Source organism: Pedobacter sp. UYP1, assembly GCF_040547305.1.
In the GTDB taxonomy this organism is placed as follows: Bacteria; Bacteroidota; Bacteroidia; order Sphingobacteriales; family Sphingobacteriaceae; genus Pedobacter.
Window position 1 is genome coordinate 357,531 of record NZ_JBEPPL010000002.1, and the last position, 13,929, is coordinate 371,459.

Below are 13,929 nucleotides of genomic sequence, written 5' to 3' on the forward strand. Positions count from 1 at the left end.
TTCGTTTTTATTACATGAATTCAACTTTTAGTGATTTAATTTAATTCATTTTTGTTGTTGATTTTTGATTTTTTTATTATTTATTATTTGTTTGATTATTAGTGATTTACCGATTATTTAATGTCATTTTTCTTTTATTATTATAATTTAATGTTTAATTATGAGCTTGTTGTTTGAATAATTAACAGATTTGATGTGTAGATTTCATTTAATTGCTAATTATATTCTTGAATATAATATTACATTTGCAATAATTAAACATTTATTACATTTTAAGATAATCAAGTTGTATGAAAAAACTTCTAGTCCTGCTTGCCGTATGCTCGCTTTGGTCATGTAAGAAACAAAATGAAATTTCCCAATCACAAAATGGGACTGATAAACGTAAAACCTTCTCTGCAGCAGATGGCTTGTTTGATGTATTAGGTTATGGGTATAACGTAACCGGCGAATATGGTAATTCAAGTGCTGCTACCTATAAAATTATAGATGTTGCACGACTAAAAGCCGAGGCTCCTAATCGCGTTGAGACTGACTTATCAAAGAAGCAGGATAATCAATTAATTACCAGCGAAAATGTGGAGAGCTATTCTAGAAAGGTATCCGCTAATCTTAAGGCAACTACAGGCTTTCTCTTTTTCAAAGGATCTGTATCAGCATCCTATTCTGATGCAAGTGCTTTCTCTTCAAAATATGTATATGGAAGCTACAATTTAGTGATTCAGGAAAAAAGGGTTAAATTTAATTCAACTATCGATCTTTTAAAAAATTACATTACTCCTGAATTTACTGCGGATATTCAAAATAATTCTGCGGAGTATATTGTTCGTAAATATGGTACTCATGTGCTTTCAGATATTATTTTAGGGGCTAAACTTGAAGTATTATATCAAGCACAAACTTCTAAATCGGATAGGACAGTCGCGGCAGCAGCTGGTATGGATGTAGGTATTGGAAAATTATTTAGTATAAATACCGGACTTGGATACGATCAGGCCTCTACGTCAGGAAACTCTTCTCAGAAGTTACATTACAGGACGTATGGAGGAGACCCTTCAATAAGCCTTATGCCTACAACAGTTTCTCTGGATCAAAATACCCCTCCGAAAGTTAGTGTAGCGAATTGGCAGAGTAGTTCTAAAGTTGAAAATGCAGAATTAATAGATATTAGTCCAGATGGTCTGATCGCAATTTATGAACTAATCTCTGATCCGGGTAAAAAGGCTGCTGTTCATCAATATGTTGATAAGTATTTATCTGATAATAAGGTTAAGGCTTCTGCTGATCCGATTTATCAGTTTTACAACGGTAAAGATGGCGGTAATCATTACGCTTCACCAGATATAAATGCTACAAATGGTAATACTGGCGGATGGGGACTTTTGGGTGTAGATTTTAAAGCGTTTACAAGCCAGGTAGAAGGAACAGTTCCTGTTTACTTATTTTATAATAACCCAAGTTTTGACCACTTTGTTACAGCTGACAGAAGCTCGGTGAATGGCTTCAATGATTGGCAGTTTTATGGAACTATTTTTTATGCTTACCCAACACAAGTTCCTGGTACAGTTCCAATATATGTATATTATAATGCCGGTGGCAAGAATCATTATACAACTTCAGAACCTAATATTACAAGCCAATTCCCAGGCTGGGCTAAATTTGGAGTTAGTTTCTACGCTTTTCCGCGTTAATTAACAGTTCATTGATAAATTAAAAAGGCTTAAAAAAGTGATATATTATCGCTTTTTTAAGCCTTTTTAATTTAGTTTATCTTTTTAAGATCTTAGTTGGAACTTCTCTTTTATGTAGTTATTTCATTTGAAGACTTTACTCGAATGGCGCATTATTTTATACATTTGTGTTATGTACTTTTTTAGAAAAAAAGATCCGAACAGGCCAACTAGTATTGACATCAAAATCATGCATGTCATTAATGCGCTTGCTATCTCAATTTTTATCATTGGAATTACCCTGAAACTTTTACACTGGATATAAATAATGAAGACAATTATCAATACCTCGAATGCACCAGCTCCGATAGGCCCATATAGCCAGGCTGTATTAGCTAATGGATTTCTATACGTATCCGGACAAATCCCAATCAACCCTGCAACAGGAGAGCTTACACAGTCTTCTATTAAAGATGAAACTGAACAAGTAATGCGTAACCTGAATGCAGTATTGCTGGAAGCGGGTTTTGAATTTACACATATCCTGAAATCAACCATTTTTTTATCAGATATGGAGCTCTTCGCAGAAGTGAATGAAGTTTATGGATCTTACTTTGAGTCTGACTTTCCTGCACGTGAAACTGTAGCTGTAAAAGGATTGCCAAAAGGAGTGAATGTGGAAATCTCAGTGATTGCTTATAAAGGATAATTTGGCGGGGTCGAATGTACGTTACCTGCTGGCAGGATTCATCCCCTTTGTAATTTGGGGATGCTTTGCTATTCCTTTAAGAAATATCAAAGGTTTCCCGTCTGAAGAGATTTTGTACTACCGTATATTTACCTCCCTGATTTTGATCTGGACAGTGATTCTCCTTTTCAGGAGAAAGCAACTGAACACGGATATTGCTTATGTAAAAGCTGTAACTAAAAAGCAGCGGATTACCTATCTGTGGCAAATTCTTTGTGCAACGGTTTTCCTGGCGCTCAATTGGTATACTTTTATCTATGCTGTCAATAATGTCAGCCTTACTTCTGCAGCGTTTGCTTATATGGTATGTCCATTATTGACAGCTTTTGGTGGCTTTGTAATCCTTAAAGAGCAATTATCGACCTTAAAACTTATTTCGTTAGTAGTTGCGCTGATTAGCGTTGTATTTTTAGCGACAGGCTCATTGAGAGATGTAATATGGTCGGTCGTGATTGCAGCATTTTATGCTGGCTACCTGGTCATTCAACGAAAAATGCAGGGAATTGATAAACTCAATGTACTGGCTGTTCAGTTTTTAGTAGCCTGTATAATTCTGCTCCCTTTTTTCCTTTACCAGTATAAAGGGTTTCCGCAGAGTAGCTGGTTCTGGATACATATTCTGATTATCGCTGTTGTATTTACAATTATACCTCTGTTCTTAAGTCTTTATTCGCTGATTGGTATCCCTTCCTCTACACTTGGGATTCTGATTTATATTAATCCGATCATTGCCTTCGCCATTGCCGTTTTTTACTTTGGTGAGGCAATTGATGTCCATCAGGTTTATGCCTATGCGCTGTTATTATTTTCAGTAATTTTGTTTAACTGGAACTTGATCAGGAATATATTTACTGCTAAAACATTATCTAATATTTAATACCTAATTACTAACAACTTGTTTGCTTCTGATTTAGATACAACGATTGAATTTCTGAAAGGAGTAGGCCCCAAGCGTGCTGAAATTTTACAGAAAGAATTAAGTATATATACTTATGCCGACTTGCTGGGGTGGTATCCTTTCAGGTATATTGACAGAACGCGTTTTTATAAAATAAATGAGCTTGATGCTGATTTACCCTATGTTCAGATTCTTGGACGCATTACCGGCAAGGAAACTATTGGTGAAAAACATAAGAAAAGAATTGTAGCCAGACTGACAGATGAAACCGGGACTATTGAACTGGTCTGGTTTCAAAGTTTAAAATGGGTAGATGAAAATGTAATGCGTGGTAAGGTCTATATTGCCTTTGGTAAACCGACCGTTTTCAACGGCTCCTACAGCATTTCTCATCCCGAAATGGAAAGTTACCCCAGACCTGCTACACTGACCGGAAATTTAACCTTGCAGCCTGTTTACAACTCTACAGAAAAGCTGAAGAAATTTTCGCTGGATAGTAAAGGGATCCAGAAAATGCAGGCTTTGGTTATCGAACAATGTCTGCAAGAAATCAGGGAAACAATTCCTGCTTATATTCTGGATAAGTACCGGATGGTTAACCGACGGGAAGCCTTATTAAATATCCATTTTCCTAAAGATACCACTGCTTTGCAAAATGCACAGCGAAGATTGAAGTTTGAAGAACTATTTTTTATTCAGCTGCAGTTATTAAGTAATAAACAATTTAGGGAGTTGAAATTCAAAGGGCACCTGTTCAGTACGGTTGGGGAAAGAGTGAATACTTTTTATAAAGATATTTTGCCGTTTGAACTTACCGGTGCTCAGAAACGGGTAATCAAAGAAATCAGATTGGACACGCAACGCGGTATCCAGATGAACAGATTGGTGCAGGGTGATGTTGGAAGCGGGAAGACAGTAGTGGCTTTAATGAGTATGCTGCTTGCGAATGACAACGGTTATCAGGCTTGTATGATGGCTCCAACCGAAATTCTGGCGCGTCAGCATTATCATTCTATTTCCTCTTTACTGGATGGAAGACTGATTAAGGTCGATATCTTAACGGGTAATACGACCAAGAAACAAAGAATACTTTTACATGAACAATTGGAGGCCGGCGAAATAGATATCCTGGTTGGCACACATGCGCTGATTGAGGATAAAGTAGTTTTTAAAAATCTCGGTTTAGTAGTTATCGATGAACAGCATCGTTTTGGAGTGGAACAGAGAGCCAAGCTTTGGCGCAAGAATAGTACTCCTCCGCATATCCTGGTGATGACTGCCACACCCATTCCCAGAACACTGGCTATGACCTTATATGGGGATTTGGATGTTTCTATGATTGATGAACTTCCTGCGGGAAGAAAGCCCATTGAAACTAAACATTTGGTGGAAGGGCAGCGACTAAGGATGTTTGGCTTCATGAAAACTGAAATTGCTAAAGGCAGGCAGGTTTATGTAGTTTATCCACTCATCAAAGAAAGTGAAAAGCTGGATTTACTTCATCTGGAAGCAGGTATAGAGCAAATGCGTTATCAATTTCCTTTGCCAGATTTTCAGATCAGCATTGTTCATGGGCAAATGCCTAATAAGGACAAGCAATATGAGATGCAGCGGTTTATAGACGGTCAAACGCAAATCATGGTCGCTACAACGGTAATAGAGGTTGGTGTAAATGTTCCTAATGCTTCTGTGATGATTATAGAGAATGCAGAGAGGTTTGGATTATCACAGTTACATCAGCTGCGTGGCAGAGTGGGTAGAGGCGCAGAACAATCTTTTTGTATCTTAATGTCGGGAGAAAAGCTAAGCAGAGAAGGCAGAAAGCGATTGGAAACCATGGTGATGACCAATAATGGGTTTGAAATTTCAGAGATTGATCTGGAGTTGCGTGGACCGGGAGATCTTTCTGGTACCATGCAAAGTGGAGTACTGGATTTAAAGCTGGCAGATTTAGTGAAAGATCAGCAAATTTTACATGAAGCCAGAAATACAGTGATTGAGATTTTTCAGCAAGACCCTACGCTTTCTTTACCGGAAAATGCTTTATTGAAGCGCTTTGTCGATAAAAAAAGCAGAGGGATCGCTTTGGATAAAATATCTTAGCATTGAATTTTCTTAATCTTCATCACTACCTGGCATAGATCCGGTTCCTGTATAGGCTCCTTTTCTGATAACCGGAACACCCAAATGTTTATAAAGGTCGTCTAAGTGCATCAGACTTCCGTTAGTCAGGTTACCCAGGAAAATAATTACAATATTCTTTTGTATGTCGCGCACATAGATGTGACGGAAACCATGCCACCAGCCTGTATGATAAACTACTTTACGGCCGTTTTCTCCATCATACATTCTCCATCCGTAACCATAGTTAAAGTGGCCGTTGATAGCTTTATTGTGACCTGTATAGGCAGAGTCCAGACTGGATTGTTTTAACAGTCTGCCTTTTTTAAGGGCATTGTCGTATAAAACAAGGTCATGAATTGTACTGTAAATCCCTTTGTCACCTACAGGTCCATCCAGGAAATTCTGTACTACGGAGTATTTCCAGGTACGGTCATGGCCAACCACATCAACAGGGATCTTAGAATAAGCAGTGGTAGAATATACGTGCGTATGTTTCATACCAGCAGGTTTGAAAACATTTTCCATCATATAATCTGAGTATTTTTTTCCAGTTACTTTCTCAATTATAGCACCAAGTACCATAAAATTGGAGTTATTGTAATGAAATCTTGTATCTGGTTTAGCGTAACGGTTTGGCTTATATTGTGCAATGAGATTCATTACATCGAGGTTACTCATCGGTTTCTTTTTATCCTTCCATACGCCATCGCTGAAATATACATAGTTCATCATTCCACTGCGGTGTGTAAGCAATAGCTTTACAGTGATGTCCTCGTAAGGGAAGTTAGGGTAGAATTGTTTAACGTTATCAGTTAGTTTAAGTTTACCTTGTTCTACAAGCTGCATGATGGCAACTCCTGTAAATGTTTTGGTTATAGAGGCCAGTTCAAATTCAGAATTGATCTTTAAACTGTCACGGTGAAGATAATCGGCCCATCCGATTGCTTTTTCATAGAGGATTTTACCGTCTTTGGCAACAAGCATATTTCCGTTAAACCCAAATTTCTTGTGCAGGTTGTCTACAAAATTAGCGATCCATTTGTCACCTTTAGCAGGATCATATGAAATGAGGAGGCTATCAGCTTTATCATCATTTACGGTTCTGATTTTCGGATCCTGATGTTTTTTGTTAGCATGTGAACAGGCACTGATGAGAAAAGTGGCCAGTAAAGCCACGGGAAAAAAGGTACGGTAAGTCATGAATTAGATTAGTCTTTTTTGAAGGCTGAAAAATAAACAATATTAAGCCTTTAAACGCAAAAGAGTTTTAAACATTATCATATACTTTACAATCTTCTATAGAGATAAAAGCTTATTTTTGAAAAAAAACAAAAGAAATGAATTTTAGAACCGAACACGACACCATGGGCGAAGTGCAGGTCCCTGCTGATAAGTATTGGGGAGCACAAACTGAACGTTCACGTAATAATTTTAAAATTGGTCCTGAGGCTTCAATGCCAAAAGAGATTATCCATGCTTTTGGTTATCTCAAAAAAGCTGCGGCACTGGCCAATCAAGAACTTGGTGTGCTTGCAAGTGATAAAGCAGAATGGATTGCTAAGGCCTGCGACGAAGTAATTGCAGGAACGTTAGACGATCAGTTCCCTCTGGTAATCTGGCAGACAGGTTCTGGAACCCAGAGCAACATGAACTCCAATGAAGTGATTGCGAACCGTGCACATGTGATGAACGGTGGTAGCTTGACAGATGAGAAGAAAATTCTTCATCCGAATGATGATGTCAATAAATCACAATCTTCAAATGATACTTATCCTACAGCTATGCACATTGCGGCATATAAACAAGCTGTAGAAATTACTATACCTGGTTTAGAAAAGCTGGAGAAAACTTTAAAAGCGAAAGCAGTTGAGTTTGCACAGATCGTGAAAACAGGAAGAACTCACTTTATGGACGCAACTCCATTAACATTGGGTCAGGAGTTTTCAGGTTATGCACAGCAAATTACCAATAGTATCAGAGCGGTTAAAAATGCTTTGGTGATGATTACCGAATTAGCTTTAGGTGGTACTGCAGTTGGAACAGGATTGAATACACCAAATGGATATGACGTACTTGTTGCCCGCAAAATTGCAGAACTTACGGGTTTACCATTTGTAACAGCACCAAATAAGTTTGAAGCACTGGCTGCACATGATGCAATGGTAGAATTATCTGCCGCTTACAAGCGTACAGCTGTGGCTTTAATGAAAGTTGGTAATGATGTCAGAATGCTGAGCTCTGGTCCGCGTTCGGGTATTGGAGAGATCATCATCCCCGACAATGAGCCAGGATCTTCTATTATGCCAGGAAAAGTTAATCCTACGCAACCAGAAGCATTAACTATGGTTTGTGCACAAGTAATGGGTAATGATGTAACTGTAGGTATTGGTGGCAGCAACGGTCATTTCGAACTGAACGTTTTCAAACCGGTTATTGCAGCGAATGTATTACAATCTGGAAGATTAATTGGTGATGCTTGTGTGTCATTCAATGATAACTGTGCAGTAGGTATTTTACCAAATTTACCGGAGATCAAAAAACATCTGGAAAACTCTTTAATGCTGGTTACAGCACTTAATCCGCATATCGGTTATGAGAACGCGGCTAAAATTGCTAAAAAAGCGCATAAAGAGAATAAAACACTTCGTGAGGCTGCCGTAGAACTGGGGTTGTTAACCAGTGAGCAGTTTGATGAGTGGGTAAGACCAGAAGATATGGTAGGTAGTTTAAAATAACATGAATAGATACCATTATCTAATTATTCTATTTTGTTTGATGGCGTTTCCCGGTTGCGAGAGACGCCCAAACGTCCAGGGTAATGGAGAAACGTTTTTACAGGGAGTATGGAGTCAGGATAGCATTGCAAGTGCAGCTAAACTGATGAATTATACGCAGCATCAGGTAAAGATCACCTGTGACTCTTTTTATGTTGACCTGACTACACATTCAAAGGTCAACTATTATGAAGATCCCTGTTACAATAATGGCGTTTGGAAAGAATATGCAAAGGGTGTATATCAAGTAAGAAAGGATAGTTTGTTCTTAGAAGGAACTTATACTAAAGCTAATTACAAGCAAAAGGTTTCCGGCTGTTATACGGTCGGGATATACAGGAAAAGTTTCCTGATCAAGTCAAAGGATTCCACTCACCTCTCTTTACAAAGCCTGAGTGATCAAAGGGATGTCAATCTTGTCCTGAAGCAAAAAATCAAATGTGTACCGCAAGAATTATAAAATAAAACAATGATTTCAGTAGTAAATATAAAAAAGGTTTGTATCGCAGTCGTATTGATTGCGTACCTGCCATTGAATGCAGCAGCCTGGGGACAAACAGGACACAGGATTGTTGGACAGATTGCCGACTATTATCTGACTGCAAAGGCCCGTAAAGCTGTAAAACAGGTGTTGGGAAATGAAAGTATGGCAATTGCTAGTAACTGGCCGGATTTTATCAAGTCGGATACATCATATAATTACCTGACTAGCTGGCATTACGTAAATATTCCTGGTGATCTGGATCAGAATGGAGTATTTAATTTCCTGGAAACAAGTAAGGAACCTAATGTTTACAACAAGATTCCAGAAATGATCAAGATTCTTAAGAATAAGCAAAGCACAGCTGAACAACAGCAAATGGCTATGCGTTTACTGATACATATGTTAGGTGATGTACATCAGCCGATGCATACCGCAAGAAAAGAAGATCTTGGTGGTAATAAAGTAAGCGTAATGTGGTTTGGCCAGCGTTCAAATCTTCACCGCGTTTGGGATGAGGATCTGATTGACAGACAACAGTTAAGTTATACTGAATACGCAACAGCGATTAATCATCCTTCGAAAGAACAATTTACAAAATGGAGTCATGATTCATTGAAGGAAACTGTTTATGAATCTTATGTGGCTTGCAATAAAATATATGACAAGACTAAAGCTGATGATAAATTAAGCTACCGTTATAACTTTGATTTTATCGACCTGATGAATGAGCAGTTATTAAAAGGTGGTGTACGTTTAGCACAGATCATTAACGACATTTATTCATAACCCGATGAAGATTCTGATGGTTTGTCTCGGTAATATCTGCCGTTCTCCACTTGCTGAAGGGATTGTGAGGCAATTAATTGCCGCTGAAAACCTGGATTGGGAAGTCGCTTCTGCCGGTACAGGAAACTGGCATACCGGTCAGCCTGCAGATCAAAGAAGTATATCTATAGCTAAAAACTATGGATATGATATTTCCAGACAGCGTGCCCGGCTTTTTGGGCAGGAGCTGTTTGATGAATTTGATCATATCCTGGTGATGGATAAAAACAATTTACGTGACGTCCTGAAATTAGCGGTAAATGAAGCGCATCGTCAGAAAGTAAGGTTGTTTTTGACTGATGAAAAGGAAGTTACTGACCCTTACTTTGATGATCAGCTATTTGATCCCGTTTTTTTAACGATAGAAGAGCGGGCAAAAAAACTGATAGAAGAATTAAAAAAATAAAGAATGGAGCCGTTGAAATTATATCAAATATTAGTAGGATGTAAACCAGCAGGCAGAAATACGGAACAACATGATGTATTTTTTGCAGTAGGAACATCATTAAAAGAACTGACCTCTCAGATTCAGGAGTTCTGGCCTGAAGCGGATGGTAAAATACATTTAGATGCCTGGAGAGAAGTGACGGTAGTGGAAGGATTTAATATCTCCATCGTTGAGAAAACAGCGGTTCATAATCAACCTTCACATGCCTTGTTTTTCCTCAATCTGGGTGGCTATAAAAAGGATGAGTTTGATGAGCTGCATTATAGAATGCTGCTTGTCGGAGCTAATAAAGCTGAAGTTATTAAAAAGGCTAAAGAGTCTGCATTTTTTCTGCATACAGGTTTTGAAGGAGCACCTTCTCATATAGATGATAAATATGGTGTTGACGTGGATGACATCTTTGAAATTGAAGACGTACTGTCACCTGAGCTTAAAGAACGCTATCAGATTTTAATAACTGCTGGTGAAACAACTGTTCAGGACGAAATACACCTGGGGTATCTTCCTTTGAAAAATTTGTAAAACTTTTCCGTGGGGTACACGTTACTTCCCTGACACTAATTTTTTAGAGACATGGAAAATACAAAAGTAAACCCAGAAACACTGAACGACCTGATTCAAATTAATAATGACCGTATTGCTGGTTATGAAAAAGCTATTCAGGAATTATCACCAGAAGACAGTGATCTGAAAGACTTATTTGTTAAAATGGTAGCAGAAAGTCATAAAAATAAATTGGCTTTAGCTACTGCAGTTCAAGGTACGGGTACTGAAATGGAAACAGGAACTACAACATCTGGTAAAATATATCGTGCCTGGATGGATGTAAAAGCAGTATTTACTGGCCATGACCGCAAAACGATTTTAAATAATTGTGAGGCTGGAGAAGATGCTGCACAAAGAGCTTATAAATCGGCTTTAGAAGAGGAAGGTCTTTCTGCAGATACAAGAAGCTTGATTACTGAGCAAAAATCTGAGCTGCGTGCATCTCATGATCAGATCAAAGGATTAAGAGATCAGACTCCATCTTAGTATATAAACAAAAAAAGCCTGAGCATATGCTCAGGCTTTTTTTGTTTGATAAGAATTGGTTAGATGCCAAATTCCTTATCCAGATATTCTGTTACCTTTTCTATTGCACTATCAATAGTGTCACTCAGAATAGTAATGAAAGAACCTGATTTTGCTGTTGCTATTAAAAACTGAAGGCAATCTGCAGAGTCATTGTTAATAATGATCTCCATATCAGGTTTGACTTCTCTTATGCCTGAGATCAAAATATCAATGATTTCCTGTGGTTGACGGCCACGAAGATATCTTTCCTGACAAATGATAATTTTGTCAAACATTTGTGCAGAAATACGCGCTGTTTCTTTGATATCTTCATCACGTCTGTCGCCGGTTCCTGAGATTACTCCGATATGCTCTGTTGCCTCAATCGTTTTCAAATAGTCTTTGATCCCGTTAAATCCATTCGCATTATGTGCAAAATCGACAAGGATTTTAAACTCTTTAAATTTAAAGATGTTCATTCTTCCTGGTGTTTGTGCGGCAGAAGGAATAAAGGTCTCCAGAGACATGCGGATATCTTCGATTTTATATCCCCAAAGGAAAGTAGACAATGTTGCTGCCAGTACATTCTGGATCATAAAATCAACACTGCCACCAAAAGTTAACGGGATATGCGTTACTTTATCTACTCTGATCTTCCAGTCTCCTTTTTTGATCGTGATATATCCGTTTTCATAAATTGCTGCAGAACCACCTTTTTTGCAATGCTCTACAATAACAGGATTATTCTCATCCATGCTAAAGTAAGCCACTTTACAATCAGCAGTTTCAGCTATTTTAACGCAGTATTTGTTATCGGCATTCAGGACTGCCCATCCGTCTCTTTTAACCGCTCCGATAACAACGGCCTTTACTCTGGTCAGGTCATTTAAGCTATGGATATCTGCAATTCCAAGATGATCTTCCTGTATGTTGGTTACTACACCAATATCACAGCGTTTAAACCCAAGTCCGGCTCTCAGAATACCGCCTCTTGCGGTTTCTAATACGGCAAACTCAACAGTAGGGTCTCTTAATATAAATTCTGCACTCACTGGTCCGGTTGTATCACCTTTCATCAGCATAGTATTCTGAACGTAGATACCATCCGAAGTCGTGAAACCAACTCTTGTTCCATTACTTTTTACGATATGCGCAATCAGCCTTGTTGTCGTTGTTTTTCCGTTGGTGCCGGTTACCGCGATAATTGGAATTCTGTTGGCTTTTCCAGGAGGATATAACATGTCAATCACCGGTGCAGCAACATTTCTTGGTAAACCTTCACTTGGAGCAAGGTGCATCCGGAATCCAGGTGCAGCATTAACTTCCAGGATTACACCACCATTTTCTGTAAGAGGTTGCGTCAGGTTTTGTGCCATGACATCAATTCCGCAAATATCTAAACCGATAATACGTGATATCCGTTCACTGATAAAAATGTTTTGCGGGTGAACCAGATCGGTTACGTCAATAGAAGTTCCGCCAGTACTCAGATTCGCTGTTGACTTTAAATAAACAAGCTCTCCGTTTGGTACAACGGTTTCCAGTGTGTAATTCTTTTTAGATAACAAATCAAGTGTATCGCGGTCCACAAGTATTTCTGTTAAGACATTCTCATGTCCGTAACCACGTCGTGGATCTTCGTTTTCTTTATCAATTAATTGCTGAACAGTGGCAGTTCCATTTCCTGTAACATGGGCTGGTACGCGTAAAGCTGCGGCAACCATTTTATTGTCAATAACCAGGATTCTGAAATCGTATCCTGTGATAAAGCTTTCAATGATTATTCTTCTTGAATATTGTTTTGCATGCTCAAAGGCAAGTTTAGCAGCTTCCGGTGTTTTGACATTTATAGAGGCACCTTTACCGTGATTTCCATCCAGTGGTTTAAATACAAGAGGGAAGCCAATGCTCTCAATGGCATCATCCAGTTCACTGATGTCAGAAATGGTCACTCCATTTGCTACTGGTATAGCAGAATCCTTTAAAATCCGTTTGGTTTCGTCCTTATCTCCAGCAATATCTACAGCAATACTGTTTGTTTTTTCTGTCATCGTCGCTCTGAAGCGCACCTGGTTTTTACCATAGCCTAACTGGATTAAAGAACTTTTGTTCAGTCTTATCCATGGGATATCCCTTGCTATAGCTTCATCTACAATAGATCCGGTACTTGGACCAAGACGTTCCATTTGTCTCAGTTCCCTTAACCTGTGAATATCAAATTCAAGGTCATAATCGAGGTTATCGATCAGGGCTTCAGCGATTCTGACACTGGCTTCTGCAGCGTAAATACCTGCTTTTTCTTCCAGGTAACTGAATACTACATTATAGGTGCCTTCTGTTTTGGTTTGTCTTGTTCTTCCAAAACCAGTATCCATACCAGCAAGAGTCTGGATTTCCAGCGCAATATGTTCAATGACGTGGCCCATCCATGTTCCTTCTTTTATACGGGCGAAGAAGCCTCCGGGTTCACCTTTCGAGCACCTGTGCGTAAATAAGCTTGGCATCATTTTTTCCAGACGATCACCAAACCCATCAATCAGATTTGTCGGACGTTGTTCCATGTCCTCCAGATCTAATCTCATTTGTATTAGTTTTTTCCTGTTGACCGACCAGATATTTGGTCCCCTTAGCACTTGAATGCCGAGTATTTTCATATATGTTATTTATTGTTTTTTAATGGAGATGAAGCTTGCCGGGCTGAAGAGCCCTGGCAGGTTTCATATATGTTATTTATTGTTTTTTAATTTTCCTATAAGAAAACGAAGCTTGCCGGGCTGAATCGCTAAAAGCACCCTGGCGGGTTTAACCCAATGAAACAACCAGTTTCACCCTTCATTTGTTTTTCTAATCATGTTTCTTTAACAGTGAACCTGTTGTCCCCGAGGACTGTCCTGACTTCAGGATT

13 protein-coding genes are annotated in these 13,929 nt (G+C 38.6%); 11 read left to right on the plus strand and 2 right to left on the minus strand.

All coding sequences use genetic code 11. From position 1 onward, the window contains the following. The first annotated feature begins 290 nt into the window (after window positions 1-290). The 5 genes from ABIB30_RS05530 (at window position 291) to recG (ending at window position 5,419) form a co-directional block, all read left to right on the plus strand. A complete protein-coding gene (locus ABIB30_RS05530) occupies window positions 291-1,691 on the plus strand; it encodes an MAC/perforin domain-containing protein (protein ID WP_354300009.1) in 1,401 nt (466 codons plus the stop codon). A gap of 172 nt (window positions 1,692-1,863) precedes the next feature. After that, on the plus strand, window positions 1,864-1,995 hold the full coding sequence (locus ABIB30_RS05535; protein WP_354300011.1) for a DUF6728 family protein: 132 nt from the start codon (window positions 1,864-1,866) through the stop codon (window positions 1,993-1,995). A 3-nt stretch (window positions 1,996-1,998) separates the two neighbouring features. Further along, window positions 1,999-2,379, plus strand: coding sequence for a RidA family protein (locus tag ABIB30_RS05540; RefSeq protein WP_354300013.1), 381 nt, complete (start codon window positions 1,999-2,001; stop codon window positions 2,377-2,379). A 1-nt stretch (window position 2,380) separates the two neighbouring features. Next, entirely contained in the window at window positions 2,381-3,295 is a 915-nt protein-coding gene (locus ABIB30_RS05545; RefSeq protein ID WP_354300015.1) for an EamA family transporter, read from the plus strand. Between the two features lie 18 nt (window positions 3,296-3,313). Further along, complete coding sequence (recG, locus tag ABIB30_RS05550) at window positions 3,314-5,419, plus strand: ATP-dependent DNA helicase RecG (RefSeq protein ID WP_354300017.1); 2,106 nt, start codon at window positions 3,314-3,316, stop codon at window positions 5,417-5,419. 12 nt (window positions 5,420-5,431) lie between these two features. Here the strand turns inward: recG and ABIB30_RS05555 are convergent, their stop codons facing one another. Then, complete coding sequence (locus ABIB30_RS05555) at window positions 5,432-6,640, minus strand: serine hydrolase domain-containing protein (protein WP_354300019.1); 1,209 nt, start codon at window positions 6,638-6,640, stop codon at window positions 5,432-5,434. A 137-nt stretch (window positions 6,641-6,777) separates the two neighbouring features. Here ABIB30_RS05555 and fumC point away from each other — a divergent pair, with 137 nt between their 5' ends. The 6 genes from fumC to ABIB30_RS05585 are packed head-to-tail and all read left to right on the plus strand — an operon-like array spanning window position 6,778 to window position 11,003. Next, complete coding sequence (gene fumC, locus ABIB30_RS05560; protein WP_354300021.1) at window positions 6,778-8,175, plus strand: class II fumarate hydratase; 1,398 nt, start codon at window positions 6,778-6,780, stop codon at window positions 8,173-8,175. Window positions 8,176-8,215: 40 nt separating this feature from the next. Continuing rightward, window positions 8,216-8,674 carry a fumarate hydratase gene (locus ABIB30_RS05565; RefSeq protein WP_354300781.1) on the plus strand — a complete coding sequence of 153 codons (459 nt, stop codon included), beginning with the start codon at window positions 8,216-8,218 and terminating at the stop codon, window positions 8,672-8,674. Between the two features lie 9 nt (window positions 8,675-8,683). Beyond that, on the plus strand, window positions 8,684-9,484 hold the full coding sequence (locus ABIB30_RS05570) for a S1/P1 nuclease (RefSeq protein WP_354300023.1): 801 nt from the start codon (window positions 8,684-8,686) through the stop codon (window positions 9,482-9,484). A gap of 4 nt (window positions 9,485-9,488) precedes the next feature. Next, complete coding sequence (locus ABIB30_RS05575; protein ID WP_354300025.1) at window positions 9,489-9,929, plus strand: low molecular weight protein-tyrosine-phosphatase; 441 nt, start codon at window positions 9,489-9,491, stop codon at window positions 9,927-9,929. A gap of 3 nt (window positions 9,930-9,932) precedes the next feature. Further along, window positions 9,933-10,493 carry a DUF1543 domain-containing protein gene (locus tag ABIB30_RS05580; protein WP_354300027.1) on the plus strand — a complete coding sequence of 187 codons (561 nt, stop codon included), beginning with the start codon at window positions 9,933-9,935 and terminating at the stop codon, window positions 10,491-10,493. A 51-nt stretch (window positions 10,494-10,544) separates the two neighbouring features. After that, on the plus strand, window positions 10,545-11,003 hold the full coding sequence (locus ABIB30_RS05585) for a PA2169 family four-helix-bundle protein (RefSeq protein ID WP_354300029.1): 459 nt from the start codon (window positions 10,545-10,547) through the stop codon (window positions 11,001-11,003). A gap of 59 nt (window positions 11,004-11,062) precedes the next feature. Here ABIB30_RS05585 and cphA read toward each other — a convergent pair whose 3' ends face one another. Next, window positions 11,063-13,678: a cyanophycin synthetase gene (gene cphA / locus ABIB30_RS05590; protein ID WP_354300032.1), complete on the minus strand. Its 2,616-nt coding sequence runs from the start codon at window positions 13,676-13,678 to the stop codon at window positions 11,063-11,065. Window positions 13,679-13,929: the final 251 nt, after the last annotated feature.